General features: G+C 54.9%; 28 protein-coding genes, 1 tRNA gene and 2 pseudogenes. 17 read left to right on the forward strand and 14 right to left on the reverse strand.

Going from position 1 to position 26236, the window contains the following annotated elements; genetic code table 11:
- The first annotated feature begins 240 nt into the window (after positions 1-240).
- The 10 genes from KH389_RS01395 (at position 241) to KH389_RS01440 (ending at position 10183) form a co-directional block, all read left to right on the forward strand.
- Positions 241-1569, forward strand: coding sequence for a tyrosine-type recombinase/integrase (locus tag KH389_RS01395; protein WP_213606737.1), 1329 nt, complete (start codon positions 241-243; stop codon positions 1567-1569).
- A gap of 13 nt (positions 1570-1582) precedes the next feature.
- Entirely contained in the window at positions 1583-2269 is a 687-nt protein-coding gene (locus KH389_RS01400; RefSeq protein ID WP_213606738.1) for a hypothetical protein, read from the forward strand.
- 69 nt (positions 2270-2338) lie between these two features.
- Positions 2339-2611, forward strand: a complete 273-nt coding sequence (locus KH389_RS01405; protein WP_213606739.1) for a helix-turn-helix domain-containing protein — start codon at positions 2339-2341, stop codon at positions 2609-2611.
- A 1-nt stretch (position 2612) separates the two neighbouring features.
- Positions 2613-2930, forward strand: a complete 318-nt coding sequence (locus KH389_RS01410; RefSeq protein WP_213606740.1) for a hypothetical protein — start codon at positions 2613-2615, stop codon at positions 2928-2930.
- Between the two features lie 323 nt (positions 2931-3253).
- A complete protein-coding gene (locus tag KH389_RS01415; RefSeq protein ID WP_213606741.1) occupies positions 3254-3535 on the forward strand; it encodes a hypothetical protein in 282 nt (93 codons plus the stop codon).
- Positions 3528-4415 (forward strand): toprim domain-containing protein, encoded by an 888-nt coding sequence (locus tag KH389_RS01420; protein WP_213606742.1) that lies wholly within the window; start codon positions 3528-3530, stop codon positions 4413-4415. The genes KH389_RS01415 and KH389_RS01420 overlap by 8 nt, the downstream gene beginning before the upstream one ends.
- The gene (locus KH389_RS01425; protein WP_213606744.1) at positions 4412-6166 is read left to right on the forward strand and encodes a DUF927 domain-containing protein; all 1755 of its coding nucleotides are present in this window, start codon (positions 4412-4414) and stop codon (positions 6164-6166) included. The genes KH389_RS01420 and KH389_RS01425 overlap by 4 nt, the downstream gene beginning before the upstream one ends.
- 562 nt (positions 6167-6728) lie before the next feature.
- Entirely contained in the window at positions 6729-8414 is a 1686-nt protein-coding gene (locus KH389_RS01430) for an AAA family ATPase (protein WP_213606746.1), read from the forward strand.
- Positions 8415-8487: 73 nt separating this feature from the next.
- Positions 8488-9342, forward strand: coding sequence for a DNA adenine methylase (locus KH389_RS01435; protein WP_213606748.1), 855 nt, complete (start codon positions 8488-8490; stop codon positions 9340-9342).
- Between the two features lie 55 nt (positions 9343-9397).
- On the forward strand, positions 9398-10183 hold the full coding sequence (locus KH389_RS01440) for a nucleotidyltransferase domain-containing protein (RefSeq protein WP_213606750.1): 786 nt from the start codon (positions 9398-9400) through the stop codon (positions 10181-10183).
- 747 nt (positions 10184-10930) lie between these two features.
- Here KH389_RS01440 and KH389_RS01445 read toward each other — a convergent pair.
- Positions 10931-11908, reverse strand: a pseudogene (locus KH389_RS01445) (IS5 family transposase); the annotation flags it as partial.
- Positions 11909-12000: 92 nt separating this feature from the next.
- Between KH389_RS01445 and KH389_RS01450 the strand changes: the two are divergent.
- Positions 12001-12309, forward strand: coding sequence for a hypothetical protein (locus tag KH389_RS01450; protein WP_213606752.1), 309 nt, complete (start codon positions 12001-12003; stop codon positions 12307-12309).
- Positions 12310-12319: 10 nt separating this feature from the next.
- Here the strand turns inward: KH389_RS01450 and bla are convergent, their stop codons facing one another.
- Positions 12320-13195, reverse strand: coding sequence for a class A beta-lactamase (bla, locus tag KH389_RS01455; protein ID WP_412547296.1), 876 nt, complete (start codon positions 13193-13195; stop codon positions 12320-12322).
- Positions 13196-13595: 400 nt separating this feature from the next.
- Positions 13596-14063, reverse strand: coding sequence for a hypothetical protein (locus tag KH389_RS01460; RefSeq protein ID WP_213606756.1), 468 nt, complete (start codon positions 14061-14063; stop codon positions 13596-13598).
- Positions 14064-14366: 303 nt separating this feature from the next.
- On the opposite strand from KH389_RS01460, the gene KH389_RS01465 reads away from it, so the two are divergent.
- Together KH389_RS01465 and KH389_RS01470 are read left to right on the forward strand one after the other, a co-directional pair.
- Entirely contained in the window at positions 14367-14846 is a 480-nt protein-coding gene (locus KH389_RS01465) for a hypothetical protein (RefSeq protein ID WP_213606757.1), read from the forward strand.
- A 161-nt stretch (positions 14847-15007) separates the two neighbouring features.
- The gene (locus KH389_RS01470) at positions 15008-15589 is read left to right on the forward strand and encodes an LOG family protein (RefSeq protein WP_213606759.1); all 582 of its coding nucleotides are present in this window, start codon (positions 15008-15010) and stop codon (positions 15587-15589) included.
- Between the two features lie 269 nt (positions 15590-15858).
- Here KH389_RS01470 and KH389_RS01475 read toward each other — a convergent pair whose 3' ends face one another.
- Positions 15859-16839 carry an IS5 family transposase gene (locus KH389_RS01475; RefSeq protein ID WP_213605882.1) on the reverse strand — a complete coding sequence of 327 codons (981 nt, stop codon included), beginning with the start codon at positions 16837-16839 and terminating at the stop codon, positions 15859-15861.
- 403 nt (positions 16840-17242) lie between these two features.
- On the opposite strand from KH389_RS01475, the pseudogene KH389_RS01480 reads away from it, so the two are divergent.
- Positions 17243-18054, forward strand: a pseudogene (locus tag KH389_RS01480) (IS5 family transposase).
- A gap of 134 nt (positions 18055-18188) precedes the next feature.
- Here the strand turns inward: KH389_RS01480 and KH389_RS01485 are convergent.
- Positions 18189-18674, reverse strand: coding sequence for a helix-turn-helix domain-containing protein (locus tag KH389_RS01485; RefSeq protein ID WP_213606760.1), 486 nt, complete (start codon positions 18672-18674; stop codon positions 18189-18191).
- 154 nt (positions 18675-18828) lie between these two features.
- Between KH389_RS01485 and KH389_RS01490 the strand changes: the two genes are divergently transcribed.
- On the forward strand, positions 18829-19134 hold the full coding sequence (locus KH389_RS01490) for a hypothetical protein (RefSeq protein ID WP_213606762.1): 306 nt from the start codon (positions 18829-18831) through the stop codon (positions 19132-19134).
- A gap of 607 nt (positions 19135-19741) precedes the next feature.
- Here KH389_RS01490 and KH389_RS01495 read toward each other — a convergent pair.
- The 5 genes from KH389_RS01495 to KH389_RS01515 all read right to left on the reverse strand — a co-directional run bounded on the left by KH389_RS01495 (position 19742) and on the right by KH389_RS01515 (position 21407).
- Positions 19742-19817: transfer RNA gene (locus KH389_RS01495), tRNA-Thr, on the reverse strand.
- A 95-nt stretch (positions 19818-19912) separates the two neighbouring features.
- Positions 19913-20176, reverse strand: coding sequence for a hypothetical protein (locus KH389_RS01500; protein WP_054915796.1), 264 nt, complete (start codon positions 20174-20176; stop codon positions 19913-19915).
- Between the two features lie 38 nt (positions 20177-20214).
- Entirely contained in the window at positions 20215-20595 is a 381-nt protein-coding gene (locus tag KH389_RS01505; protein WP_043862226.1) for a hypothetical protein, read from the reverse strand.
- Between the two features lie 17 nt (positions 20596-20612).
- Positions 20613-20819: a helix-turn-helix domain-containing protein gene (locus KH389_RS01510; RefSeq protein WP_043862225.1), complete on the reverse strand. Its 207-nt coding sequence runs from the start codon at positions 20817-20819 to the stop codon at positions 20613-20615.
- Positions 20820-20828: 9 nt separating this feature from the next.
- Positions 20829-21407: a hypothetical protein gene (locus KH389_RS01515; protein ID WP_043862224.1), complete on the reverse strand. Its 579-nt coding sequence runs from the start codon at positions 21405-21407 to the stop codon at positions 20829-20831.
- Between the two features lie 521 nt (positions 21408-21928).
- Here KH389_RS01515 and KH389_RS01520 point away from each other — a divergent pair.
- On the forward strand, positions 21929-22288 hold the full coding sequence (locus KH389_RS01520; RefSeq protein ID WP_043862223.1) for a multidrug/spermidine efflux SMR transporter subunit MdtJ: 360 nt from the start codon (positions 21929-21931) through the stop codon (positions 22286-22288).
- Positions 22282-22611 carry a multidrug/spermidine efflux SMR transporter subunit MdtI gene (mdtI, locus tag KH389_RS01525; RefSeq protein WP_213606764.1) on the forward strand — a complete coding sequence of 110 codons (330 nt, stop codon included), beginning with the start codon at positions 22282-22284 and terminating at the stop codon, positions 22609-22611. Before KH389_RS01520 ends, mdtI begins: the two co-directional genes overlap by 7 nt.
- A gap of 227 nt (positions 22612-22838) precedes the next feature.
- Here mdtI and KH389_RS01530 read toward each other — a convergent pair whose 3' ends face one another.
- Genes KH389_RS01530 through KH389_RS01545 form a run of 4 tightly spaced genes read right to left on the reverse strand, consistent with a single transcriptional unit; the run spans position 22839 to position 26226 of the window.
- Positions 22839-24047, reverse strand: coding sequence for a methyltransferase (locus KH389_RS01530; protein ID WP_213606766.1), 1209 nt, complete (start codon positions 24045-24047; stop codon positions 22839-22841).
- Positions 24028-24717: an ABC transporter permease gene (locus tag KH389_RS01535; RefSeq protein ID WP_213606767.1), complete on the reverse strand. Its 690-nt coding sequence runs from the start codon at positions 24715-24717 to the stop codon at positions 24028-24030. Before KH389_RS01535 ends, KH389_RS01530 begins: the two co-directional genes overlap by 20 nt.
- A complete protein-coding gene (locus KH389_RS01540) occupies positions 24714-25409 on the reverse strand; it encodes an ABC transporter permease (protein WP_043862219.1) in 696 nt (231 codons plus the stop codon). The genes KH389_RS01535 and KH389_RS01540 overlap by 4 nt, the downstream gene beginning before the upstream one ends.
- Positions 25410-25464: 55 nt before the next feature.
- Positions 25465-26226, reverse strand: coding sequence for an ABC transporter substrate-binding protein (locus tag KH389_RS01545; RefSeq protein WP_043862218.1), 762 nt, complete (start codon positions 26224-26226; stop codon positions 25465-25467).
- Positions 26227-26236 lie beyond the last annotated feature (10 nt).

Below are 26236 nucleotides of genomic sequence, written 5' to 3' on the forward strand. Positions count from 1 at the left end.
TTTCAGAAACACTGAAAACTGTCTCTGCAACCTTGTGATGGTGCCGGCACCAGGAGTCGAACCCGGGACCTACTGATTACAAGTTAGAGGGTAGGGGGGTGTACGAGGTTTTACGTTACACTACGAGCCTATATGGAGCGGGGTCTGTAGGGCTTTAGTGTTTTTACGGGCTATCACCAAAATCGCTTAATTTTGATAGCCCGTGCTAGCCCAGTGCTAGCCCGGTTGGAGGAGTAGGCCGTGAAATTTAAATTCACCAAGACTGCGTTGCTAGCGCTCTCGCCGCCAGAGGCAGGTAGTCGAACGACCGTCTATGACACCGAGGTCCCGAAGCTAGCCTTACGATTAACGTTCGCCGGCACGCGCACCTTTTATGTAGTGAAGCGCTCTGGCGCATCTATGGCGTGGGTGAAGCTTGGCACTTTCCCCGGCATGACTGTCGAGCAGGCCAGGGCCGAAGCGCAGAAAATCTTGGGTGAGTTTGCGGCCGGCGCGAATCCAGCCGCAGTACGCCGTGCCATTCGCGAAGAGCCGACCTTTGCGGCAATGCTTGAAGACATGCTGAAGAACAAAAAAAAGCGTAACGGGGCGCCGATTACTGATCGCACTAAGCACGACTATCTAGACGTACTGCGCCTGCACATGACGCTGATTAGGTCGAAGAAGCTTTCACATGTAACTCGTGCCGATGTGAAGGCGATCCACGTAAAGACCAGCAAGAAGAGCGAGCGTCAAGCCGACAAAGCGGTCGCAATAATCTCGTCGGTCTTCAACTTTGCCGTCGATCACGAGCACTTCACTGGCACCAATCCGGCTATGCGGATACAGAAAAATCCGGCAGTTTCACGCGACCGGTTCGCCCAGCCGGGCGAGCTACCTTACCTGCTAGCCGCCATTTCTGAATCAAGTCTGAGTGGCTTCTTTCTGATGTCGCTGTTGACGGGCGCGCGCCGTTCCAATGTGCAAGCAATGGCTTGGCGTGAGATCGACTTGGACGCGGGCGTTTGGCGAATCGACATGACGAAGAACGGCACGCCGCAGAGCGTGACTTTGTCGCCCGAAGCCGTAACCATTCTACGCTCCATCAAGGAGACCCGTGGTAGTTCGCCTTTTGTCTTCCCTGGTACAGGCAAGACCGGGCATATAGTCGAGCCAAAAAAGGCCTGGGCGACGATCCTTCGCCGCGCCAGCATCCGTCGCTTACTTGACCACATGGAAGCTGACGGCAAGCTAACCATCGAAGAGCGTACGCATGCAGATAGGTTGGTACTTGAAGCGCCAGCCGCTGCCGAAAAACATTACATATCCATTGCTGAGACGCTGGGCGTTGAGCCGGTAACTTATGACATGACCGGTCTACGCATTCACGACTTGCGCCGTACCCTCGGGAGCTGGCAGGCAAAAACCGGCGCTTCGCTGATAGTCATCGGTAAGTCACTGAATCACAAGAGCCTGCAATCTACGGCGATTTACGCACGTCTTGATCTTGACCCGGTGCGCGAGTCTGTCAATGCGGCAACTCAGGCGATGCTAAAGGCGGGCAACGTGCTGGAGTTCAAGCGCGCATGATGAGGTTGCCAGCATGACTGGTGTGAATTGGACGCGGCAGCCTCAGGGCCATTGGTCGAGGCTGGAAACAGAGACAGAGGTATCAGGCGAGATCAACAAAGCCTTGATTCTAGAGGTCCATCGGCTGGCTGGAGGGCGAGTTGACGAGAAAGGGATGTGGAGCCTTCTTCGCGCGGTAGCAATTGCCAACCAATCGTACCAAGTGACTCAAAAACGTGCGGCAACCAACAAAGATGCCAAGGCGCAACTGAAGGCCATGCTCAAAATGGACGATTCCGGCCTGAGCAAAGCTCTCGAACTGTGCGACAAGGGCACGTTAGGGCGGATAAATAAAGCCCAGAACGACATGGACATGAGCCTGCAAACCAAGTGGGTTTTTTGTGACGACCCGGACGCAATTCCGGGCATTCAGATACCAGCTCCTGAGAGTGTACGGCAGTCAGTACAGATAGCTCTTGACTGCCTTGGATTGGATCGCTGTGGTCCGAAAGGAACGCCCCATCAGCGTAATCTTGTACGCGCCTGTCTGGCCGTCTGGGATGAATATCTGTCCAAGCATAACTTGCCGGCAAGAACCCAGGGGCGTCTCGCTTTTGTCCGCGCCGCCTTTGAGGCAGCCGGGATGGTGCTGGGCGACAAGCGCCTGGAAGAGCTTATGGCCAAGAGTGCGCGCCTAGGGAAGAAAAAGAGGTCTAATTAAGCAGGGTGCGCGTAGTAGAATTTTTGCCAATCATGGCCCCACTAACTCAATAAGTACGGGGTCATCTACATGCATACCACCAGCGCCACAACCATTGCCGCAATCAAGTCAGAGATTGCCGCTCAGCTTGGTTTCGATCAGAAGTACCCGCCTGTCAACATAGACGACAAGCAGGCGGCTATAGCCTTGGGTGTGAAGGCATCCACCCTTGCAGTATGGCGTTCAACTGGCCGTTACAACTTGCCATTCCTCAAAGTGGGCCGCCTCGTGAAGTACCGAATTCACGACATTGCTGAATTCTTGGCGCGCCGTACGGCCAACCATACCGGCGAGGTGGTCTGAAATGAAAAAGGGCCATGCTCTCGCAGAGATTCGCACCCAATCGCACGGTGATATTGCCACCGAAGCCCTGTCCAAGATCGCCCGCGTTTTGGCGTACCTGCTGACTGGCGGCAGCCTGAACCGCTTCGAAGCTGAACACATTGGTGATCACTGCCTAAATAGCACTATTGCTTCTCTGGCGAACCGCCACGGTCTGACCTTTCAGCGCCAGCAAGAGCGAGTCCCGAACTGCTGGGGGGCGGCCTGTACCGTGACCCGTTATAGCCTGCTGCCAAACCAGTTTGAACGTGCCCGGGCCGTGTTTCGAGCACTGATGTAAATGCAAGAGGCAGGTGGTATGCGAAGCGACGAAATCCTTATGTACCGTGGCATCCCCGAGCTTTGGACGCTCACGGGCCGTGCCCTCCGGCATCAGATGAGGGGCAGAAATCCTAATGTTTCCACCGGTGTTTAAGTCGCGCGCGGTCACAGTTTTCAGCTTCATCTTGTCAAGCTCACCGTGCCGCTGGACGCGACCGATCAAGCTGCCAGCCCTCTTGGTTGGAACCTAGATCCAGTCGGAGTGCATACCGGCATTAATGCTTACTACGCATTGGTTGCCGTTAGGCCACTGCCCCTGACAAGTCCATAGAGAACTAATCCATGAAAATTCAAAACGGCGCTTTTGCGCTGGTGGGATCGGCTTGCTCGGAGAAAGCCATCGTGATGTTTTTCGTCACCTATCCAAAACAGCCGTACCCGCTGCTCGGGCCTTTTCTGAAATCCCCTGATGTTGAGTTAGGGCGGTTGAGCATCCGCAGTCCTGGCGTAGTCGTGGAAGCCTGTCCGGTCAAATCGTTGGATGAACTGCCCTGCATTTGTGCCGAACTGCACGGTAGGACGTTGCGCGCCCTCACAGCTCATCAAGAGGTGGCCAATGACTGACCCCGTGCTTCTGTTTCGGGATGCTCTGCAAGCCACATTCGGCCCGCTCAATTGGCTGCCTGTGGCCGATGGCATCATTCACCGCTTCCGTGTGCCTGACGACAAGGCCAGCACTCGAAATGGCTGGTATGTTCTTCACTTGGATGGCATTGCATCGGGTGTGTTCGGGAACTGGAAGGCTGCCAGCGCTTGGCACCACTGGAGCAGTCGCAAACCTGTCGATCCGATGGAGGCGCAACTAATTGCCCAGCGCACCGAGCAGGCCCGGCACCATCGTGAAACCGAGCGGCACCAGTGCCAGCAAGCCGCCGCTATCGTAGCTCGACGGCAGTGGAGCAGTAGCGGCCCGGCGCATCCGCGCCACTCGTATCTAATCGCAAAGGGCTGCCAGCTTTACGACCTGCGACAGTCGGGCGGTGTGCTGCTTGTGCCTCTGTACCTGGGACGTGTGCTGGTAAACCTGCAACGCATCCGATCAGACGGCAGCAAGTGGTTTCTATCTGGTGGTCGCGCGGATGGTGCGTATTCACCCATTGGCACCCTAGAGCCGGAGCAGCCGCTTTACGTCTGCGAAGGCTGGGCAACCGGCGCTACCATCCATGACGCAACCGGCTTTGCCGTGGCCTGCGCTATGAACGCCGGTAACCTATTGGAAGCGGGGCGTCAGCTCCAACGCCTTCACCCTGATAGTCCGCTGATTATCGCTGGCGATGACGACCGTAGAACCGAGGCTGAAGGCAAAGGCAACGCTGGCCGGGAAGCTGCCACACGTGCTGCCGCCATGCTGGGCTGTGGGTTGGTGCTGCCGCCTTGGAGTGGTGCGGAGCCGCTGAGCCTTTCTGACTTCAATGATCTTGCCAGTTGGAGGGCCGCACAGTGAGCGCGGCTACTGTCATTCCGCTGATACCGGAAGCTGAAGCACCACCAATCGAACGCCCTTGTTATCGGGTCTATGACCATGGCATCACCCTGGACGGCGTGAAATTGCGTCCTGGCGTCTGGAGTCACGGGCAAAGCTTGGATAAGCAGAGTGGCGACTATGTACCGTCCGATGAATGGCTATGTGGGCCTTTGCATGTAGAGGCTGTGACTCGCAATGAAGGGCAAGACGGTGACTACGGACGCCTGTTGCGATTTCGTAATGCCGATGGCCACGAACTTACTTGGGCAATGCCCAATGAGCTACTGGCCGGTAAACCTGATTCAATCTTGTCCGTTCTGTTGAGCAGGGGCTTGGACGTGGATTACCAACGCCGCACCAAGGTCTGTCAGTACATCGCTGCGCAATACCCCAAAGACCGCGTGATAGCGGCCACGTCCACCGGCTGGCATAGCCGAGCGCTGTTCATCATGCCGCGTCAGAATATCGGTATAGGTAAGGCGATGTTCCAGAGCGACTCTGTCAATGGTGACGACTACTGCCAAGGAGGCACGCTGGAAGGCTGGCAGGCGGGTATCGGAGTCATGTGCGAAGGCAACCCGCTGCTGCTGCTGAGCGTATGTGCTTCGCTGGCCGGCCCGCTGTTGTACCACGTTCAACGGCAAGGTGGCGGCTTCCACGTTGTTGGCGATTCGAGCACCGGTAAGAGTTCAGCCATTCTGGCCGGCGCGTCCGTATGGGGGCACGCCGAAGACTTCAAGCGTACCTGGCGCGCGACTGGTAACGGACTGGAGGGCATTGCAAGCCAGCGCAATGACACGCTACTGGCGCTTGATGAGATAGGCGAAGCCGACCCACGTGAGATAGGTGCCGTGATTTACGCAATTGCAAACGGAACCGGTAAGACCAGGGCCAGTCGCAACGGTTCGGCACGGGCTGCGAGGCGATGGCGTGTCATGCTGTTTTCATCCGGCGAACTGGGGTTATCTGCACTGATGGCCGAGGGGGGCAAGCGCAGCCGAGCAGGGCAGGAAATTCGCCTATTGGATATACCCGCCCGCCGCACCTATGGCGCATGGGACAACTTGCACGGCATGACGGGAGGCCGGGAGTTCTCCGACGCCATCCAACACACCAGCGTGACCCATTACGGGCACGCCGGGCCGCAGTTCATCCGCAAGCTGCTGGAAGCTGACGTGCCGGGCGGACTGCCTGCGCTGTTGGCGCAGTTTTGCGAGCAGTACCCCAGCATCAATGGGCAGGAAAGCCGAGCTGCTGAACGCTTCGCCCTAGTGGCGATGGCCGGTGAGCTGGCTATCAGTTTCGGCATCCTACCCTTGCCGGCTGGAACCGCCCGTGAAGCCATGCTGGAACTGTTCGACGTGTGGCGCGCTGGGCGTGGTGATGGCCCAAGTGAAGACCGGCAGATACTGCGGGCCATTGCTGACTTCATCGCCCGTCACGGTTCCAGCCGTTTCCAGAGCGCCGCTAAGGGGAGCGAGCCTGTTCGAGATCGTGTTGGCTTATGGGATAACGCAGAAAATGGTGACCGCCTGTACCTGTTCTCCCGGGCCGCTCTGGAGGAGGCCACCAAAGGGTACGAAATGGGGCGCGTAATATTGGCGCTGGATTCTGCTGGTGCCATTGCCAAGCGGGAGTACGGCAAACATCAAGCACAGAGGCGACTGCCGGAGGGTGGAAAGGATCGCTTCTACTGGATTGCGCTTGAACGGCTGGCGTGCGCTGACTGACGGCATATTTGTGTGGGGTAAAGGGTATACGAGGGACACCCTAGAGCCACGGAGCCTTGAGCTGTACCACCGGTCAATAGGGGGCGGAGTGCATGTGGTACAAACACGTCAATTTGTACCACCTGTACCTTCTAGTGCAGATGCATGGAGTACAGCTAAAGGCTGTGCCACAGCTGGTTGTCCCCCTTGTACCACCTGCATCTCCGGAAAAAGAAGAGATTGATCTGTGCGGACTTGCACTCCAAGTCGCGAGCTTAGAGATACTGAACATCCCCTCGAGCTCCAGCGCAGTGCCGATCGCATACCACACATCTTTGAAAGCCGGCACTGAGCGCAGTATCGCTCGTGTCCGCGACAAAAATACGTCTCATATTTTTTTGACTATAGTCGTCGAGCAGGCGTGAAAATACAGCTGGCTCGACAATTTCGTTAGCAGTGGCATTATGCCCATTCCGACAGATAGTGGGCTCAGCGCACAGCCACGACACCTAGGCCTCCCGCTGATCGAACCTTACGACCTGGAATTTATAAACTGCAACAGGGCAGCACAAGGAAAGTAGCAATGCAGAAGAACGTAACTTCAATAAATAAGCTTGAAATTGAAAAGTTTCGTGCCCTGTCAAACATTAGTTTAGATTTTGGGCAGCGCATAACTGTCATATGTGGAAAAAATGGTACGGCAAAATCTTCTATTCTGGGGATTATTGCCCAAATATTTAGCTTTAGCACTGATTACGTCAAAAAAACAAAACTCCCCCACACAACCCTTACTGGCTCGCCATATAAGTCGTTTCCTGGAGAGCATTTTAGGCTATCTAAAACATACGATGTGACTGGTTCCATGAAAACCACGATACATTTATATGACGGCTACACGAACCAGCAAGCGACAATGCAGCTTCGTATATATGATTATAAAGATAGACCTGATCCTCGTCCTGTTGTTCGACACAACAAAACAATACACGGCGCAAATACTAGTAGGAACCCAACGCACCCGGTGATTTATCTCAGTCTCAAGCGACTTACGCCGATTACGCAACGCGATGGTTATGAACCTTATGACCTACAATACCTAAATGACAATATTGACGACTTTATCTCGCTAAACCAAGAGTTGCTCAATAAAAAAGGTATAAGTCGAGCGACTGCAACGACAGGAAATATAAAATCTGCGGCAGCGTTTGGAGAAAATTATGATCAGGATGCAGTCTCAGCCGGAGAAGATAACGCCGGGCAACTTCTGCTGGCATTACTATCGTTCAAAAAGTTGAAGGATGAGTACGCTGATTACAAGGGTGGAATACTTCTAATAGATGAAGCCGACGCGGGGCTGTTCCCAGCCGCACAGTTAGCGCTAATCAAAATACTTACAAGAGAAGCAAAAAACCTTAACCTGCAAGTAATCATGACCACGCACTCTCCACTTATAATTGAAGAAATTTACAGGCTTTCAAATCTGGATCGTAAAAGTTATAAGACAATATATCTTAGTGATACTCATGGGCCTATTGAAAGGCGTGAAAATATTTCTTGGGCAGAGATCTATTCCGACATACTCACAAAGACCATCGAAGTTGACGATGATAAGTACCTACCAAAAATCAACGTCTACTATGAGGACCGCGAGGCGGTGGACTTTTTTGACGCCATCGTCACTAAGCGCTCATTGCGAAAAATTATGTCGCCCTTGAAGGAGGTAAACCTTGGATGCAAGTCTTACCTTTCTTTAATTGATCATAAAATTCCGGAATTCTTTACAAAAAGCATCATCGTGCTGGATGCGGACGCTCACGGTGCTGATGTTAACCCTACAGTGGCACTCCTCCCTGGCGCGCTTCCTCCAGACCAGTTGCTATTCGAGTTTCTTTATAATCTTCCAGACAATGACCCTTACTGGAAAAACAAAATAAAGTTCACCAAGCCGGTATTCAGAAAAGCTGCGACGGCCTTGACAAGAAGGCTGAAATTGACAGCGCCGGTAATTAATCTTTTAGATGAAATCACAAAAGACAATTTAATTAAAAACCAACCCCCGATTCGTGAGGCGTTCAAGAACTTCTATAAAGATGTCGAGATTCAAAAAGCAATTCAAGGTAAAGCGGAGTACAACCCGTTCAGAGCATGGGCGCGTGCAAACAAACAAGACTGCGGAAAATTTTTAGATGGTCTGACCTCGAAGATAAAGGCCGTGATGATTAAGGGGCACGGTGTAGATAGTGCAATGCTTGCATATCTAGACGAGTGACTTTACCCAGTGGGTGATCAAATGCTTCGGGTAGTGTATAATCGGAAAATTAACTTAAAGAACTGTGCTAACCATGTCTATTGCCCCCTCATTTGTGACGCCGCTTAGATACCCTGGAGGTAAGGGGCGGCTAGGTGCTTGGTTAGCTGACTTGATTAAGCATAATAACTTTAAGGATCGGCAGTACATTGAGCCCTACGCAGGTGGTGCGGGGGCGGCAGTGTATTTGTTACTTAACAACTTTATTGACAGAATACTAATTAACGACGTTGATGTAGGTGTGTATGCGTTCTGGTGGTCTGTTTTTAATGACGCGGAAAAACTGGTAAGCCTAGTAAATGAAACACCGATAACTATTGACACTTGGGAAGAGCAAAAGTCTGCAATGCTGCTAGGAGACACCTCCGATCTAGTCAAATTGGGGTTTGCGACTTTTTTTCTAAATAGAACAAATAGGTCCGGTATTATTCGAGGTGGAGTGATTGGTGGCAGATCTCAGGATGGATATTACAAGTTAGATGCCCGATTTAACAAGGCCGGACTTATTTCGCGAATTGAATCCCTGGCAAAGCTTCGTGAGAAAGTAAAGGTTTCTAATGTCGATGCCATCAAGCTAATTGATGACAAAGATGTAGCGGCGGAATCTATATATTATCTAGACCCTCCGTACTACAACAAAGGGGCGCAGTTGTATAGAAATCACTATAAGCCAAGTGACCACCTTGAAATCTCACAGTCTGTCGCCGCACTTAAAGCACCTTGGATTGTAACATATGATAATTGCGTGGAGATTTGTGAGCTGTACAAAGCCCATAGCATGCATGAACTTTCATTCTACTACTCTACACATTTGTCCAGACCTATTGCCAAAGAGGTCATGTTTTTCGGAAATCTTGAAGCCCATGCTGAGCCAAGCATGCGCCGTTGATCTGCTAAAAATCTGATCTAACAAGACGAGGCGTACTTAGAAGAGTTAATCATCCATGATCAGCAACGAAGATATTGGCAAGGCACTTAAAAAAATAGAAGCGGCTCATGACGTAGTCGTAATTATGGCTATTGAGGCTGGCAGCCGTGCCTACGGCTTATCCTCAATCAGTAGCGATTATGATGTTCGATTTGTGTATGCTCATAAAGAAGACTGGTACCTTTCAATTTCTCTTGAGGAGCAGGCTGATCACGTAGATTTGTCAACCTTGGATGGTTTGGATTTACATGGCTGGGACTTGCGCAAAGCACTGAGGCTGTTTTGGAAGTCTAATTCATCATTTGTCGAATGGCTTCAGTCTGATTTGATCTACCTAGAAAGAACGCACTTTCGTTCGCAAGCTCAACGCTTACTCGCAGACATCTATTCTATCGGAATAGGTATCCATCATTACCAGAGTCTAGCGAAGCGTAATTTTAAGAGGATGAGCACAGATACATTAGACCCAAAAGTCATGTTGAGCTCTTTGAGGCCGCTCCTGACTGCCTTGTGGATGTCGCAGTATCAAAAGCCAGCCCCTATGCGTTTAAACTACTTGCTTTCCACTCTGACAATAAGTCCTGAGTTACAGTCGGATATCAATAGTCTTGTAGAGCGCAAATGTCGTGGCGCAATCTTAACAGATAGATCTGAATTCGTTAGATTGTATGAGTTTATTGAAAGCACACTTGCCGCGCCCGAGCTGACGCATATTCAGAAAATCAGTCGTGACAACAATGCGCATCTGCTGTCGAATCTTTTTAGACAAACATTATCTGAGGCCTGGGCCGAGCCTTATTAACCAACTACCATCCATTCTTTTGCAAACATGGTGGATCAAGATGGGCAAAGTGTTTTAGCCAATCCCACCTAAAACTTTAGAGAGTATCTATTTTTAAAAATGCCGTACCCTGAGCTTAAATGGAAACGGTAAAATCCCAACACTCACGTCAATAAAGCCGCCTGGCCTAGCGGTACGAAGTGTTGGGATGCCGATCTACACCAGCAAGTTTTTACCTAATAACCTCTTAGAGACCCCAAGGATTAGGCTGTAGAAAAGAAGAAGGTGAGGCTCCTCGATATATATATTTACGCGTCTTATCGCCGAAGGGAATGTCATGATAAACCATGCCCCCCTCACAGCTAGTGATTTTGTTCTGAATGTTCCGCATGATTGGTCCAATTTCTCGCGGTTCGCAATACACTCTGCTACCCGAGCCAAACCCAAAGCTTTTCAGATACAATACGCGCCATGAATTACCGTCATATATTGTTGCATCAATGTATTTCGTCCCCCTCGGCCCAGGATGAACTGCAACATCACCAACATGTGGAGATAATACTTTCGCAGAGTGAGCAGTTCCTGATAGTACAATTTGACTGGGTGCCTTCGACATAAATTAAGCATCCTCGCTACTCTAGGGATGCTCCGATCAACTTGCCGAAAAGCGGCGGCAGGCCAAACATTCTCCGGTGCCTACCGCTGTTTGCCGAAAGAAGGCCCCATGCACAGCGTTTTGAGGGCTTTGTCGCCCGGTCTTTCGTGTTGCACGCGTAACTCGCCCATACCCATCAGCTGTTTTCGAGCCATCCACAGGTTCGACAGAGCGAACAGCGTGGTCAACTGAGCCGTGTTCTTAATCAGCCCTCGAAAGCGCACTTTCACGTAACCAAATTGCCGTTTGATCACCCGAAACGGATGCTCAACCTTGGCCCGTGTCTGAGCTTTGCAGTACTCAATTTTGCGCTTGGCTTTGTAAAGCAGGCTGCGTTTGTTCAGCTTGGAATACGTGCTGCGGCGCGCGGCGACTTGCCAGATCACCTCACGATTTTCATGCTCTTCGCGCTTCTCGACACCGGTGTACCCGGCGTCTGCATACACCGCGTTTTCTTCGCCATGCAACAGCTCGGCGACCTGTGTGACATCGGCCACATTGGCTGCGGTGCCATGGACGTGATGAACCAGGCCGGACTCAGCATCGACGCCGATATGAGCCTTCATCCCGAAAAAATACTGATTGCCTTTCTTGGTCTGATGCATCTCGGGATCGCGCTTGCCTTCTTGGTTCTTGGTCGAACTTGGGGCATGAATAATGGTGGCATCAACGATGGTGCCCTGGCGCAACGACAGGCCTTTCTCCTGCAAGTAACCGTTGATGACCGCAAGGATCGCAGGTGCGAGTTGATGCTTCTCCAGCAAGTGCCGGAAGTTCATGATCGTGGTGTCTTCGGGGATCGGCGCGCTCAGCGTCAGGCGTGCGAACTGGCGCATAGGCGTGATTTCGTAGAGCGCTTCTTCCATGGCCGGATCGCTCAGGGAGAACCAGTTCTGCAACAGATGGATGCGCAGCATAGTTTCCAGCGGGTAGGGTTTTCTACCGCCGCCGGCCTTGGGATAGAACGGCTCGATCAGCCCCAGCAGCCCAGTCCAGGGCACGACCTGATCCATCTCGGCGAGGAAGCGTTCGCGGCGTGTCTGCTTGCGCTTGCCGGCATATTCGAAGTCGGAAAAGCTCATCTGGCTCATGGGTGGCTCGGATCAGGAGGTCAGGCGTATTTCAGCACATTTGGGGACTTGATCGGAGAATCCTTAGCGGGGACAAGAAGGCCTTTGTCGCCTTGTCCAAGATTGACGCAAAAGAAGCCACAGACAGTCTCTGGGCACGCCTGATCTGTCTCGAAGAAGCATTGGTACTGATTCTGAAACATGGCCAGTTCGAGCAAATTTCAGCAAAGGTCCGCGCTCGCAGCGACGTCGATACAACGCTGAGCATGGCGTTTGGCCGCTCACAGGCGGCTGAAGAATCGAACGTACTGGATGCGCTGGCCAGCTACCTGGGGCAGTTGGATCGAGACACGCGTCAGCTTTGGGTGCCCTTGGAATTGAAAGGCACCGTGCCGCTTAGACACCTAGCCTCACTCTACTGACGACGTCCGCCTAAAACTTCCAAGCATCCACTACAATGCGCGTTGCAGTCGCAATAGTTTCACTGCGCCAAGGCGAGTCCTTAGCCGAGCCTCGGGTAAACACAGCAAGAATCCACGGTGACTTTCGCGGCGGCCAGATGATACCTACATCGTTGGCAACGCCATAATCACCGGAGCCGGTCTTGTCTCCCACCACCCAATCAAGTGGCACCCCCGCGCGTATACGCGTATTACCGGTGGTATTTCCCATGAGCCAATTTTGTAGCTGCTGTCGAGCACTGAGTGGCAAAATTTCGGACAGCAAGAGCCGCTGGAGCGTGGTGACCATAGCGATAGGTGTTGTTGTATCTCTAATATCGCCAGGCAATGCGGAATTTAGCTCTGGCTCGTTACGGTCGAGGCGAAAAATCGGATCGCTGATGTTGCGAGCAAAAGTGGTAAGCCCAAGCGGACCGCCTACCAAGTCAAGCAATAGATTCCCTGCAGTGTTGTCGCTGTATTGCAGCGTGGCAGCGCAGAGCTCCGATACACTCATACCCACATCAACATGCTTTTCGGTAACGGGTGAATAAACCACTAACCTGTCGGCGCTATACGTTATATGGCGCGCAAGTAGCCCTGCATCAGCCTGACTCAGGTTCAAGATCGCACCTACGAGCAAGACCTTAAAGGTGCTGCAGAACGCGAATCGCTCATCGCCACGGTATGATATTTCGTTACCAGTCTCTGTATCGATCGCACAGAGCCCTAAGGTGCAACCCGACACCTGCTCTAACCGATGAAGTTGTAGCTGCACCGTATCAGCGGCCAAAGCAGGAATGGCCAACGCCGCAGATGAGAGAAGCACACCTTGAATCAAGCGGCGGCGATCTAGCATAAATTTCACAGTAACTCCATCGAAAATTGCCAAAATTAGGCAAGACCTGCTGTCTCGTTTTCTGATCTTCATGAACGATCGCGAGACTCCAGTGTTCCCACCCAAATATATCTATGCATTATGAACTACTAAGCGCGAAACCTTTTCCACACCGCAGGAGCAAAGCTATCTTGTGGCAGGATGCTGTAGTCAGTTTTTTGAAAAATTCGGCTCCCATTAACGGCGAAGTAACGAGCTTATGCTACTCAGGCCTCAAGTTCTGCCGACACAGCGGCCAAGTGAGGCCCTTCGATTACTGTCGCATGAATGGCAATCGGTTTTATCGCAAGCAGCCTATAAACTAACCGTCTCTAGAAGATAATATACTGACAAGCTGGAGCTACCTACATGTAGGTAGGTGGGCTCTCGCCTATACCTCATTATACCCACTATTATTTGACATACTTTTTTGCACCATATCACTCAATGCCATCTGGAGCTGGCTAGCATGCTGCCTCTCTCCTCGGGAGTATGCACCTTCGGCCCCTGCCTGAAAAACCTCTACAAAGTTTATAGGTTTACTCGGATTCACGCCCGGTGAATGTAAAGCAAGGAGTGCCTGCATTCCGATTGTCAAATTGCTCTCAAACGAAATCTCACCTGACTGGTACAAGCTACTGGACGCATCCAGGGCCTCTTGAGGAGTCATATTTGTAAAATCGTAATCTTTCGTACTTGCAGTCACCGCAGGCGTTGTTTTTATGACTTGACCTTGTTCTAACGCTTTCCCACTAATTTCCTTTTGGGTATCAGCGAAGCTGGTTGTATCTGAATCCTGCTGCCTCTTAACGGTGGACGTCGAATGGATCATTAGCGAGTGTACGTCTTGAATTTGCATTGCCTACCTCCTCATGTGAACGTAATGGCTAACACGAGCAAAAAACATACCAAGAAATACAGAAGCTTTTCAGATGACTTCACACTCCTCGCACCAGTAGCATCTAGTTTTTCCTCGTGAGACTGCATGTATGACTGTAAGACCTCGTGCAGCGGCAACTTTTTTCCGTAAGTTGGCAATTTTTTGCCGCAAGCGCTTAGCCAACCATACGGCCTCAAAGACTTTGTCTAATTTTCAACTGCCTTAGAATCCGGCACGTATTTTGCTCGCCATGGGTGTCTTTCACAAACTGTAAGGATTTGTATGAAAATTGAAAGCGGAGCGAATTACCTGAGTGCTGCTCAGCGGGCTCAAGCCACAGCAACCAAGTCTGACACTTCATTTCAGGATCTTCTGGCGCAGGAAACCAAAAAACTTTCCAGTCCAGCTGCGAACATAAAATCCAAAGAAACTGATACTTACGATTTTACTCACATGAGCCCAAGCCAACTTTATGACACTGTGGGAGGACTTATTCGCTCTGGCAAATTAAATGTTGATGAAACCTCATCACTAGTTGGGATTATGGGAGCGTCGTCGCCGTTATCGAAGGTTAACTATGACGGCACAGCGAACTATACCGATGCACCAGTAAATGTACTTGCCTATCTCCGGGCAGGTGTAGAAACTGCAATTTCACGTAATGAAAAAAGCACCGCAGAAGGCATGCAAAAAGCATTTGATGCATTGAGCAGACTGCAAGGCCAAACTGTTGACCCAAAAATCCAAGAAATATCAGTTTAAACCGAGGCGCGCCTCAGCGGCGGGAAAGTTAGATCTGGATTAGGATAGGTGTATCGGCCAGACGGTTGCGCCTAGCCTCCAAATACCCCTTGTGGTAGCTTGCCTGCCGCTGAGAAAAGGTTGACTGGAGTAAAGCAATTTTTCGATAGTCAGAAGGGAAAATGACAATGCGGCTATGCGTTTTTTGTGGATCAAGCTCTGGCAGTAAGCCTATTTATGTCGAAATGGCAACTTGCCTAGGTAAAGCACTTGCAGAAAACGGTATCGGACTCGTCTATGGAGGCGCTTCGGTGGGGTTGATGGGAGCTGTCGCCGATGCCGTGCTTGCCAATGGCGGTGAAGTTATCGGAATCATCCCCCAAGCGCTTCAGGAAAAAGAAATTGCACACCAAGGCCTGACCGATCTTCGAGTGGTGAGGTCGATGCATGAGCGCAAGGCATTGATGGCTGAACTGTCAGATGGGTTCATCGCCATGCCAGGAGGCATTGGAACGCTCGAAGAACTTTTCGAGGTCTGGACGTGGGGTCAGCTTGGGTACCACGCCAAGCCGTGCGCACTGTTCAACGTCGAGGGTTTCTATAATGGACTGGCCACGTTCTTGGACAATCTGGTCGAGGAAGCATTTGTGAAGTCCAATCACAGAGAAATGCTGATTGTAGAAGATGACGTAGCACGACTGCTGACTGCCATTGACCGTTATGAGGCTCCCGTCCTTACAAAGTGGATCAAGTCGAGTGAATGAGTTTTCGGATGAATAGCGGGCTTCCGGGCAAGCCATGATTCCCGTGCAGCCCATCAGGATGTCGATGTATCGATCGCGTTGGAAAGATCCAGCCCTGCAATGCCCAGACATGGCTTCGATGCTGATCATCGCAGCAGGTCTCTAAGGATGCTCCGATCAACTTGCCGAAAAGCGGCGGCAGGCCAAACATTCTCCGGCGCGTACCGCTGTTTGCCGAAAGAAAGTCCCATGCACAGCGTTTTGAGGGCTTTGTCGCCCGGTCTTCCGTGTTACGCGCGTAACTCGCCCATACCCATCAGCTGCTTTCGAGCCATCCATAGGTTCGACAGAGCGAACAGCGTGGTCAACTGAGCCGTGTTCTTCATCAGCCCTCGAAAGCGCACTTTCACGTAACCAAATTGCCGTTTGATCACCCGAAACGGATGCTCAACCTTGGCCCGTGTCTGAGCTTTGCAGTACTCAATTTTGCGCTTGGCTTTGTAAAGCAGGCTGCGTTTGTTCAGCTTGGAATACGTGCTGCGGCGCGCGGCGACTTGCCAGATCACCTCACGATTTTCATGCTCTTCGCGCTTCTCGACACCGGTGTACCCGGCGTCTGCATACACCGCGTTTTCTTCGCCATGCAACAGCTCGGCGACCTGTGTGACATCGGCCACATTGGCTGCGGTGCCATGGACGTGATGAACCAGGCCGGACTCAGCATCGACGCCGATATGAGCCTTCATCCCGAAAAAATACTGATTGCCTTTCTTGGTCTGATGCATCTCGGGATCGCGCTTGCCTTCTTCGTTCTTGGTCGAACTTGGGGCATGAATAATGGTGGCATCAACGATGGTGCCCTGGCGCAACGACAGGCCTTTCTCCTGCAAGTAACCGTTGATGACCGCAAGGATCGCAGGTGCGAGTTGATGCTTCTCCAGCAAGTGCCGGAAGTTCATGATCGTGGTGTCTTCGGGGATCGGCGCGCTCAGCGTCAGGCGTGCGAACTGGCGCATAGGCGTGATTTCGTAGAGCGCTTCTTCCATGGCCGGATCGCTCAGGGAGAACCAGTTCTGCAACAGATGGATGCGCAGCATGGTTTCCAGCGGGTAGGGTTTTCTACCGCCGCCGGCCTTGGGATAGAACGGCTCGATCAGCCCCAGCAGCCCAGTCCAGGGCACGACCTGATCCATCTCGGCGAGGAAGCGTTCGCGGCGTGTCTGCTTGCGCTTGCCGGCATATTCGAAGTCGGAAAAGCTCATCTGGCTCATGGGTGGCTCGGATCAGGAGGTCAGGCGTATTTCAGCACATTTGGGGACTTGATCGGAGAATCCCTAGTGAACTAACTAAAAGTTAGTGAACGGACGTGGAGTATTCAGAAAGGTCTCCACATCAGCTTCCATACCCAAACGCAAATCCTTTGCTCCTTCAGTGCAGAGCCACAAGTCCGCGATGGCTGAAGGATTGAAAGCGGCAAGGCAGCATCAAGACTACAAATTTGTTAGCAACACGTCCATACGCACTCAGTAGTATCGCAACGCCCCAGAGGCTCACGAAATCCAGATACACTCAATCGACACCACCTCGGAAGCTGAGATGTTTTAGAGCCCTCCGTCATCAACGGGAAGGGATTCTGTGATGAAGAAGCGTTATAAACTTTCCGACGAGACCTAGATTTTAGTTACCGATCTCTTCACCGAAACCCTTGGTCAAGGGCGGCCCCGCCTGAGCGACCGGCTGATGCAAGATGGCGTGCTCTGCTCGGGTTCTGCGTAGTGATATATGCCGGGTCGCTTTGGCCCGTGGTCAACGGTGTATCAACGGTTTCGGGGCTGGCGAAACCAGGGGGCATTCGATCAGATGCTCAAACGCTTGCACCCGAGATTGAATGAGCAAGGTTTGATCGATGTGCAAACCTGGATGATCGACTCAACCGCAGTACGTGCAACCCGAGCCTCTTCTGGCGCCGGGAAAAAAGGGGGGTTGACGAACCTGCGGATCACGCTCTAGGCCGCAGTCGCGGTGGCCTGACAACCAAAATCCACATGCTCTGCGACGCCAACGGATCACCGTTGCGCTTCCTCCTCTCTGGCGGCCAAGCTAGTGACATCAGCTACGCCCAGCCCCTGTTGGACGAGGTCAGCATTCCATCGGGCCAACGAGGCTGTCCGCGTATGCGCTGTAAATGGTTGCTTGCCGACAAGGGCTACGACACCGAAGCGCTACGCCGCTACTGCGATCAATGTCGAATGCAACCCGTCATCCCGCTGCGCTCGATGAAACGCAAACCCAAGCCTGGCTTACCAAGACTGTTTGATCGGCCCAAGTACCGGCAACGCAACATCATCGAGCGCATGTTTGGCTGGCTGAAAGAGAACCGAAAGATCGTGACGCGCTTCGACAAGCTCGCGAAAAACTATTCCGCCATGGTCTCGGTGGCTTGTTCCATGCGGTGTTTGCGACATCTCTTTTCGTACAGAACCTAGGCCTCAGTCGCGGTGGCCTGAGAACCAAGATTCAGATGCTCTGCGGCCAACGGGACACCGTTACGCTTCCTCCTCTCTGGCGCTCAAGCTGGTGAAATTGGCTACGCGCAACTAGCAAGCTACTTTCAAACAATTTACTCGGGGGAGGGTAGTGCCCGAGTCCAAAGAAATTGGACGGTTGAGGGATTAAGTCCGAGCTTCCTTGCCGTGGCTGCTTGCGTCAGGCCCTCCGCCTTGCAGGCTAAAACGAGGGTCAGCTTTTCAAGATCAGCAGGGCGGTTTGGGCGACGTTTTGTAAGCTTGTCGCCGACCAGTTGCGCCTGGATCGCCTGCATTCCAACTCTGTCCTCAATCAGGCGGACTTCCTCACAAGCGCGTTCCAATCGGTCTTGAGGGGATTCGGAGTCACGCACCGACAGTGTTAGAGCTAGCAAGGTGAGAGGAGAAAGGTTGAGCGCATCGGCAAGCTCGTCGAGCTTGTCCAGAGTGATGCTTGAGGCTCCGTTTTCGATTTTTCCCAGATAGGTACGCGAAGCTGCGTCTGCCAGGTTCTCCTGAGTACGATGTTGGGCGCCTCGCACAGATCGAAGCACAGCAGCAAATGCCGGCTTAAGCGACATATTTGCCTCCCCCTGAAAAGGGAAGGATCAGGCCATGTTGCTATGACCAGTTACACATCATATAGTTTGTTTAACTGGTCATTTTGGCCAAACGCATCAAAAGCGAGGTAGCTCGGCCTCAGCTTTGCTATGCATCTCCGTGGATGGAATACGAATGGGCACCCAGCGCCAAAATGACCTCTTACTGGTAGCGAAGCGGCAATCCACCACAATGTTGTTCGGGATCAGCCGCTCGCGCGTGGGACGTCTGCGTGTGCTGTTCGATGGAGGGCCGTCATATCCTGAAATGATTGATACGCTTCAGACGATGCGTGATGAGTACGGGCATCTCGTCAAGCGAGGTGAAAAGTTAACGGCGTCCGAATGGCTTCAGCGAATCAATGCAAGTGGCGCCAGACTCACATTGGCTCAGCTAGCCGCTGTCGAAACATTGATGAGCGGAGCAGCCAGCTTCACATAGGTTCTTAAGCTTATTGATCCCCTCCAAGCCCTGACCTAAATGTGATATGGCTGATGCAGAACGTCACGTTTTTCATGGTCTCGCCGCCGTCAACGATCAAGGCTTGGCGTTGGCCGAAGCTAATGAATGTGCGAGGGTGATCACCGTCCACGCAAGTCGGCACCGCTTCTGTGTGGCATGGCTGTCGGCATCGCCAGGTGCTGCTGCAATAGTGCCAATTCTCGAAGCGTTTTCTGGCCTCAGGAGCTTTAACGCTTTGGTTCAATCCATGAAGGTGAGGATTGACGCTTCATTGAGTTCTGAAAATTCATAGCCATTTTGAGATACCCCTTTCAGCTAGCGTCGAGCTGGCAGCGCCTCTCTACATCTGATCAGAAGACGGTGCGCTTGTAGGACGCATACCGGTCTATGGCGGGGCGTTCCGCGCATACCAGTACGATAAGCCTAAGCCCGTACCTGTAAGGTCGCTTGTGTGATGGGAGGGACCTGATAGAGATTGGAGGAAATTTAGCCTGTCCGGGGGGCCGATTTCCATTCTGCTGCTAGCCCGGTGATAGCCCGAATCACAATAAAAAAAGGCTCACATTGCTGTGAGCCTTTATTTATATGGTGCCGGCACCAGGAGTCGAACCCGGGACCTACTGATTACAAGTCAGTTGCTCTACCAACTGAGCTATACCGGCATAGGGGCGCTATTATAGCGATCGGTTTGGTTCTGTAAACCACTTCCGCTCAATCTTGCGCAAGGCCACGGTTCACGTGGCCTGCAGCCCTTCTACTACCACCCGCGATGCAGGCTTTCGGCCGTCGGTTCGGCCTTGGCGGGGTCGAACAGCATCGGCTTCTGTTCATGGCAGCCACGCTTGCCGCATTTCACGTAGCGATGCGGCTGCGCCGGCAGGCCATTGTCGCCCAGCACCTGCATCTGCGGCATGTCCCAGCCCGCAAGGCTGTCGCCGCGGCTGGCGTGCCCGCCGGCGCAGCCACCCAGCAGCAGGGCAAAGGCCACCAGGGCGATGGTGTTGAAGGTGTTCATGGTCATGTGTGTTTTCCCGATTGCATCATGCGGCCCGCAAGCCGTCAGTCCTTGTTCAATATCCGGTGAATCGTGCCGCCACAACCCTGGTAGCACTGGTCGTACTCGCGCCCGCAATCACTCGACAGCCCCGCGCTGTAGGGGTAGCTCGGGTAGTAGCAACTGCGCCGCGCATCCTTCTTGCTCTTGCCCTGCTGGCAGTACTGGTAACTGCGCATCTCGGACTGGTACAGGGCCTGGTTGGCGTTGTCCTGCATGCGTGCCAGTTGCCCGCAGTAGTTGCGCTGCTGCGAGCACGCGCTGATGCACTGCATTCCGTGCTGGCTCGGCGGTGGCGAATAGCGATAGGTGTAGCTCGGCCCACAGCCGCCCAGCAGGCCGGCGGCCAGCAGCAGCGCTGCGCGCCAGTGAAAGGTGATGCTCACGAGAGGGTGTTCCTTGTTCAGTCCTCGCTGAATTCCAGCAGGTCTCCCGGCTGGCACTTCAGCGCGCGACACAGCTTCTCCAGGGTCTCGATCTTGAAACCCTTGATCTTGCCGTTCTTCAGCAACGATAAGTTAGCTTCGGTAATGCCAATAATCTCGGCCAGGTCCTTGGAACGGATCTTGTTCCGGGCCATCACGACGTCGAGCCTGATGATTATCGGCATGGGTCTAGGCTAGACATAACAGTTGTGTTCATCGCTGATGGTCTTGGCGTCACGCATGAGGAGGGAGAAGGCACACAGCAATATGCCCTTCATGATCTCGTAAACCGCCGCGGATGATACACCGATCCCCACGCTGAAGCTCCTTTCGCCTGGCGGCAGGTCGATGCAGAAGGCCAGGCCCTGCAAGGTGGCGATCACCGGCCACAGCAACGGCAGGCCGATGCACAACAGGCCCACCCACCACAGCAGCTTGATGTTGGAGGCCGTCCACGTCTGCCCACGTGACAGGCGGATGAAGAACAGGCCGGTGAGGTACAGGGCCAGTACCGACAGGCTGGCCGGGATCATGTCCAGGGTGATGACCAGTGCCTGGGCCAGGACGCTGGGCTGGAAGCCCGGCGCCACCAGCAGGGGCATCTGGTCGGCGAAGCTTTGCAGGTAGGCGGCCAGCACGTCGTGCCTGTCGAAAAGCCAGAACCAGGCATTGCAGCCAAATTCGGCCAGCGCCGTACCCCACGCCAGCAACGCCGCAAAGGCACCGATTGCACGCAGACGCGAGCGTGCGTAGGCCACTGTTTTGCTGTTCATGGTTTTTCCTTGGTCTGGTTTGAACGGGGCGGATTATTGAGCAAAAATTATCGCAGTACAATAATTAATTGATGTGAAATGAGGTGGTGTGGCGATTTGACTCGCAGGGGGGGCGGGGTCAGCGTTGCGGCCTTCGCGGGTCAGGCCCGCTCCCACAGGGATCGCCGCCAACCTTGTGGGAGCGGGCTTGACCCGCGATTGGGCCTTACAGGCTACGCCGGATTTGGGAATTATAATTTACGGGCCTTGCAACCACCTTTCAGGGGCTTTCACCAAGTAACGAATAATCCGCAGCAAAATTCATTAGTCATTCTCTATCGATTTGACTTACACAATGCCCTCAGCTAATTTGTTGTGCATTATGTTGAACACTCAAGCGTTGCCGCTCCTCACCTCCCGCCTGGTTTCCCGTGAACGTCACTGGACCGGCGACCTCTAGCGCCACCCTCCCAAACCCCGGCTTTTTCGCTGACGCCCCCGTCAGCCCCTCGCGTTTTTTGTAATGCCCATGGGAGGGCACCATGCGTTCCTGGATCTATCTGTTCATTGCCATCGTGGCCGAAGTGATCGGTACCACGTCGATGAAATTCGCCGCCGATCATTCGCCGATTCTCGGTCACGCCCTCATGTACGCCATGATCGGCCTGTCCTACGGCTTTCTCGCGCTCGCCGTGAAGCGCGTGCCGCTGGGTGTGGCCTACGCCCTGTGGGAAGGCATCGGCATCGTGCTGATCACCGTGGTCAGCGTCACCTGGCTAGGTGAAAGCATCGGCCTGCTCAAGGCCCTGGGCCTGGGCGTGATGATCGCGGGTATCCTGCTGATCAAGTCCGGTACCCGCAGCGCCCGCCGTGAAACCACCGGGGAGGCCCTGCCATGCTGAGCCTGCAAGTGATCCCCTTTGCCTGGCTGGCACTGGCCATCGTGCTCGAAGTGCTCGCCAACCTGCTGCTCAAGTACTCCGACGGCCTGCGCAAGCGCTGGGTCGCGGCGGCGTCGATCAGCTGCGTGCTGGCTGCCTTCACGGCGCTGGCCCAGGCGGTCAAGGACATCCCCCTGTCGATGGCCTACGCCATCTGGGGCGGCTTCGGCATTCTTGCCACCGTGGCCATGGGCTGGGCCCTGTTCGGCCAGCGCCTGGCCGGCCGCGGCTGGCTTGGCCTGCTGCTTCTGCTGGGCGGCATGGGCCTGCTGAAACTGGCCTGATCGCAGCCCTTAGAGCCATTCGCGAAAATGCTTATGCACAAGCTGCATGCCAACTCGGCGCGTAGTGCATCGCCAGTGGCCAGCCCGTTCGTCTTTGCGCAAATGGCTGTTTTTGCTCAGGTTTAGAAGGTGAACAAAAAATGACCAGCTGTCGCCAGCCCTTGTCGGGCGGCTTTTTCAGCGATTCATCAAAATGTTGCGCACAGACTTATCCACAGGTTTGCACGTCAACCGCGCTCTGCCAAAAGCATCAGATTCCGAGGCGTGAGAGGGTAGGGGCAGAAGCTGCCAAGGCGCACCTTGAAGCCCTGTTCGCCCAGGTACAGTGCGCGATCCAACACCAGCCATAGCTCCAGCGGGCGGCGGAACAGGTTGCGCACCTGTTCAAGGTTGCGCACCCGGGCCAGTCGCGCCCAGCCAGCCTGTTCCAGTGCCGCCCAATCGGGCGCACCCGTCACCTGCAGCCCCTTGAGTTCGGCCAGGTCCTGGCAGTACTGGGCGAAGGGCTTGTGCAGCCAGTGGCTGGGCAGCGAAGGGGTGGGCAGGTAGCTGTCGCAGCCGCGAACCTCGCGTTGCAGCAGGTCGAAGCCCAGGCGCCGCGCCATCGACGCGTCACGCTGGCGGCGCACGCGGTTGCCGGCGGTGACGGTTTCGCTCAGCGGCAGGCCCAGGTCGTCGACCGACAGGCTCAACGTCGAAGCTTGAGCGGCTGTGGATAACGCTTGGTAGTGCGCTGCGCTGATACGGTTGTAGCAGCACGGCGCAATCGCCAGCTGACGGCAGCCGCCAGCGCTGGCCAGTTGCATCAGGCGCACGTGCAGGTCGCCGCAGGCATGCAGCGCAACGGCGGTGTGCTGGCTGCCCAGTTGGGTGGCGGCATCGGCGGCCATCACGTCCTGCAGGCGATGCTCCGCAGGCAAGCGGTGGTGCTGGCTGAGCTGTTCGCCGGCCAACACCAGCGCGGGGTCGTGTTCCAGGCAGGTCAGTTGCTGCGCCGGGCCCAGCAGGCGCCGGCCCAGGTGCCCCTTGCCCGCACACCAGTCCAGCCAGTGCGTGGGCTGGCGGGCAAAATCAAGGCGCCCGGCAAAGGCCTCGATCTGCTGCCATTTGCGCCCTGGCACGTCCACGTTCAGGCGCGGGTTGACAGGGGCCAGCTCGATTGTGGATAACTCGCCCACCGCCGACAGCGCCTGGCACTGGGCAGCCAGCTGTGGATAAGGCGCGGGGGCATGTTCAGGCGGGGTATCGGCCTCGCTCAGCGGCCGCTGGCGCAGCCAGTGGCTCAGGGCGGGGTGCTCGCGCTCCCACGGCAGGTGCAGCTGGGTAAACGGCCGCGGCCGCCACAGGCCCTGATGCTCCAGCAAAAAGCTGTTAAGGGCCTGGAAGCGGCTATGCAGTGGCTCGCCCTGCAGTACCTCAGCGGCCCTGGCAGGCATCGACCCGCAACCAGCGCTCGAGCACCTTGAAGCCCTGCACCAGCAGGAACGAGATCAGCAGGTAGAACAGGCCGGCGGCAAAGAAGATCTCCACCGGCAGGTAGGTGCGCGCGATGATCGTGCGTGCCATGCCGGTCAGTTCCAGCAGGGTCACGGTACTGGCCAGGGCGCTGGCCTTGAGCATCAGGATCACTTCGTTGCTGTAGGCCGGCAGGCCGATGCGCGCCGCGCGCGGCAGCATGATGTAGAACAGCGCCTTGGCCCGGGACATGCCCAGCGCCCGCGCCGCCTCGATCTCCCCGCGCGGGATGGCCTGCAGCGCGCCCCGCAGGATCTCGGCGATGTAGGCGGCGGTGTGCAGGGTCATGGTCAGCACGGTGCACCAGAACGGATCGCGCAGGTACGGCCACAGGGCGCTGTTGCGCACGATCTCGAACTGCGCCATGCCGTAGTACACCAGAAACAGCTGCACCAGCAGCGGCGTGCCACGGAAGAAGAAGATGTAGCCATACGGCAGCGCGCGCACGTACCAGTGGCGCGAGGCGCGAGCGATGCCCAGCGGGATGGCCAGGATCAGCCCGGCGATGACCGCGATGGCCACCAGCTCCAGGGTCAGGGTCGCGCCCTGGGCCAGGCGTGGCAGCCACTTGATGATCACTTCCCAGTTCATTGGTTGGCCCTCGCGAAGCCGCGTGCGGCGCGTTTTTCCAGGAAGTGCATGCCGATCATCGCAAGGATGGTCAGGCCCAGGTAGATGATTGCCGCCACCATGTAGAAGGTGAACGGCTGCTTGGTCACGGTCACGGCCACCTGCGAGTGGCGCATGATCTCTTCAAGGCCGATCACCGATACCAGCGCGGTGTCCTTCATCAGGATCATGAACAGGTTGCCCAGGCCGGGCAGGGCGATGCGCCACATCTGCGGCAGGATCAGCCGCGAGAAGATCCGCGCCTTGGACAGGCCCAGGGCCAGGCCCGCTTCGCGGTGGCCCTTGGGGATGGCCAGGATCGCGCCACGGAACACTTCGGTGGCATAGGCACCGAAGCACAGGCCCAGAGCGATCACGCCGGCAGCAAAGGCGCTCAGCTCAAGGCCGGGAATATTCAGGAGGTCGCCCAGCTTGCTCATCAGGCTGACGGTGCCGAAGTAGATCAGCAACACCCACAGCAGCTCGGGCACGCCGCGCACCAGGGTCGAGTAGAAACCGCCAAGCCACTGCAGCGGCTTGTACGGCGAGGTCTTGGCCAGGGCGCCGAGCAACCCCAGCACCAGCCCCAGGCACAGGGCCGACAGCGCCAGTTGCACGGTCATCAGGGTGCCAGCCGCCAGGGCCGGACCGAATCCGTAGAGATCAATATTCATGGGCAGGCTTGTTCAGGGACGGGCACCGCCGCAGGGGCGGTGCCGGTCGGGCGAATCAATAGATGCTGAAAGGGAAGTACTTGTCGTTGATCTTCTTGTAGGTGCCGTCGGCAACGATTTCCTTGAGGGCGGCGTTCAGCCTGTCGCGCAGCTGGGTGTCACCCTTGCGCACGGCAATGCCGACCTTGTCGCTCTCGTTGACCGGGTCGCCCTTGAACTCGTAGTTCTTGCCGGCATCGGACTTGAGCCAGTCGTAGTTGGCGTACTTGTCGGCCAGGATGGCGTCCAGGCGGCCGGAGGTCAGGTCCAGGTAGGCGTTTTCCTGGCCGTCGTACAGGTTGACCTTGAAGTCGCCGTCCATGCCGCCGTTGTCGTCCAGCCAGGTTGCGGCCTGGGTGGCGCGCTGGGTGCCGATGGTCTTGCCCTTGAGCGAGGCGCGGTCGGTCTTGAAGTCGACGTTTTTCGGGGCGATGAACTGCTGCTTGTTGGAGTAGTACGGGTCGGTGAAGTCAACGGCCTGCTTGCGCTCGTCGGTGATCGACAGCGACGAGATCAGGAAGTCGAATTTCTTGGCGTTCAGGGCCGGGATGATGCCGTCCCAGTCGGAGGTGACCACTTCGCATTCGACCTTCATCTTGGCGCACAGGGCGTCGCCGATGTCCTTGTCGAAGCCTACGACCTGGCCGCTGGCATCCTTGTTGTTGAAGGGCGGGTAGGCCGCTTCGATGCCCATTTTCAGCTTTTCGGCGGCCATGGCGTTGGCCGAGAACACCAGGGTGGCGGCAGCGGCCAGGAGGAATTTCTTGTAGTTCTGCATGCGTGTTGCT

Origin of the sequence: Pseudomonas qingdaonensis (genome assembly GCF_018398475.1) — a bacterium.
Taxonomy (GTDB): domain Bacteria; phylum Pseudomonadota; class Gammaproteobacteria; order Pseudomonadales; family Pseudomonadaceae; genus Aquipseudomonas; species Aquipseudomonas palmensis.

Coding starts and splice junctions, on each gene's coding strand:
- KH389_RS01465 (WP_213606757.1), top strand. CDS start 14,367: ATGAAAATTGAAAGCGGAGCGAATTACCTGAGTGCTGCTCAGCGGGCT.
- KH389_RS01415 (WP_213606741.1), top strand. CDS start 3,254: ATGAAAATTCAAAACGGCGCTTTTGCGCTGGTGGGATCGGCTTGCTCG.
- KH389_RS01515 (WP_043862224.1), bottom strand. CDS start 21,407: ATGAACAGCAAAACAGTGGCCTACGCACGCTCGCGTCTGCGTGCAATC.
- KH389_RS01510 (WP_043862225.1), bottom strand. CDS start 20,819: ATGCCGATAATCATCAGGCTCGACGTCGTGATGGCCCGGAACAAGATC.
- KH389_RS01475 (WP_213605882.1), bottom strand. CDS start 16,839: ATGAGCCAGATGAGCTTTTCCGACTTCGAATATGCCGGCAAGCGCAAG.
- KH389_RS01530 (WP_213606766.1), bottom strand. CDS start 24,047: ATGCCTGCCAGGGCCGCTGAGGTACTGCAGGGCGAGCCACTGCATAGC.
- KH389_RS01520 (WP_043862223.1), top strand. CDS start 21,929: ATGCGTTCCTGGATCTATCTGTTCATTGCCATCGTGGCCGAAGTGATC.
- mdtI (WP_213606764.1), top strand. CDS start 22,282: ATGCTGAGCCTGCAAGTGATCCCCTTTGCCTGGCTGGCACTGGCCATC.
- KH389_RS01440 (WP_213606750.1), top strand. CDS start 9,398: ATGATCAGCAACGAAGATATTGGCAAGGCACTTAAAAAAATAGAAGCG.
- KH389_RS01400 (WP_213606738.1), top strand. CDS start 1,583: ATGACTGGTGTGAATTGGACGCGGCAGCCTCAGGGCCATTGGTCGAGG.
- KH389_RS01500 (WP_054915796.1), bottom strand. CDS start 20,176: ATGACCATGAACACCTTCAACACCATCGCCCTGGTGGCCTTTGCCCTG.
- KH389_RS01435 (WP_213606748.1), top strand. CDS start 8,488: ATGTCTATTGCCCCCTCATTTGTGACGCCGCTTAGATACCCTGGAGGT.
- KH389_RS01490 (WP_213606762.1), top strand. CDS start 18,829: ATGGGCACCCAGCGCCAAAATGACCTCTTACTGGTAGCGAAGCGGCAA.
- KH389_RS01410 (WP_213606740.1), top strand. CDS start 2,613: ATGAAAAAGGGCCATGCTCTCGCAGAGATTCGCACCCAATCGCACGGT.
- KH389_RS01430 (WP_213606746.1), top strand. CDS start 6,729: ATGCAGAAGAACGTAACTTCAATAAATAAGCTTGAAATTGAAAAGTTT.
- KH389_RS01405 (WP_213606739.1), top strand. CDS start 2,339: ATGCATACCACCAGCGCCACAACCATTGCCGCAATCAAGTCAGAGATT.
- KH389_RS01535 (WP_213606767.1), bottom strand. CDS start 24,717: ATGAACTGGGAAGTGATCATCAAGTGGCTGCCACGCCTGGCCCAGGGC.
- KH389_RS01545 (WP_043862218.1), bottom strand. CDS start 26,226: ATGCAGAACTACAAGAAATTCCTCCTGGCCGCTGCCGCCACCCTGGTG.
- KH389_RS01470 (WP_213606759.1), top strand. CDS start 15,008: ATGACAATGCGGCTATGCGTTTTTTGTGGATCAAGCTCTGGCAGTAAG.
- KH389_RS01485 (WP_213606760.1), bottom strand. CDS start 18,674: ATGTCGCTTAAGCCGGCATTTGCTGCTGTGCTTCGATCTGTGCGAGGC.
- KH389_RS01460 (WP_213606756.1), bottom strand. CDS start 14,063: ATGCAAATTCAAGACGTACACTCGCTAATGATCCATTCGACGTCCACC.
- KH389_RS01420 (WP_213606742.1), top strand. CDS start 3,528: ATGACTGACCCCGTGCTTCTGTTTCGGGATGCTCTGCAAGCCACATTC.
- KH389_RS01540 (WP_043862219.1), bottom strand. CDS start 25,409: ATGAATATTGATCTCTACGGATTCGGTCCGGCCCTGGCGGCTGGCACC.